Origin of the sequence: Methylobacterium sp. WL18 (assembly GCF_008040015.1) — a bacterium.
Lineage (GTDB): Bacteria > Pseudomonadota > Alphaproteobacteria > Rhizobiales > Beijerinckiaceae > Methylobacterium > Methylobacterium mesophilicum.
On record NZ_VRVD01001006.1, the window covers coordinates 1 to 1,123 of the forward strand.

At 75.2% G+C, this 1,123-nt stretch carries 1 pseudogene; it reads left to right on the forward strand.

Annotated elements, in window-relative coordinates:
- Positions 1-1,123 (forward strand): annotated as a pseudogene (locus FV228_RS30470) (double-strand break repair protein AddB); the annotation flags it as partial.

A 1,123-nucleotide genomic window follows, 5' to 3' on the forward strand; every position in this document is an offset into this window, starting at 1 on the left:
CTCGAGCAGCGGCTCGGCCGGCGGGCCCATGAGCGGGGGGCGCCGGGCTACGCGGCGCTGCTGCCCCGGATGATCCCGCTGGGCGAGGCCGACGAGGCGGAACTCGACCTCGCTTCCGAGCCGCTGCTCGAGGACAACGATCCCCTCAGCACGCCGATGCCGCCGCTGGAGCGCCGGCTGATCCTCGCCCGCCTGGTCCAGGCCTGGGCGAAATCCGTGGACCGCACCCTGCTGCCCCTGGACGCCGAGGTGCCGTTCCTCGTGCCGTCCTCCCCCGCCGACGCGGTCGGGCTGGCGGGCGATCTCGAACGGCTGATGGATGCGCTCACCGTCGAGGGCCTGCCCTGGTCGGAGATCGGCGCCGCCGTGGAGGCCGAGTATTCACGCTATTTCGGCCTGACCCTGGATTTCGTGAAGATCGCCGCCGAGAACTGGCCGAAGCTCCTGGCCGAGCGCGGCCTGTCCGATCCGGTCGCCCGCGCCCGCGGCCTCGTCCTCGCCGAGGGCCGGCGCCTGGCGCGGACCGCGCCGACGGATCCCGTCATCGTCGCCGGATCGCTGGGCTCCGTGCCCGCCACCGCCCGTCTGATCGCGGCGGTGGCGAAGCTGCCCCGGGGCGCCGTGGTCCTGCCCGGGCTCGACCTCGACCTCGACGAGGCCGGCTGGTCCGGCATCGACACCGGCGAGGGGTTTTCCCGGGTGATCGCCCACGGTCACCCCCAGGCGGTGCTGCACCGGCTGCTCGGGCCGGACAACCTCGCTTTGCCGCGCACGGACGTCGTCGCCCTGGGGGAACCCGATCTTGGACAGGCGGCCCGGGCCGCCCTGCTGTCGCAGGCCCTGCGCCCGGCCGACACCACCGACGCCTGGGCCGACCTCGACCCGGAACAGCGCGACGCGATCGCCGAGGACGGCCTCGCGGGGTTGGCGCTCACGGAGGCCGCCGACGAGCGGGAGGAGGCGCTGGTCGCGGCGCTGGCCCTGCGCGAGACGCTTCAGGTCCCGGGCGCCACCGCGGCCCTGGTCACGCCCGATCGCGGTCTTGCCGGGCGGGTCGCGGTGGAGCTCCTGCGCTGGGGCATCGTCGCCGAGGATTCGGCCGGGCTGGCGCTCGCCGGAAGCC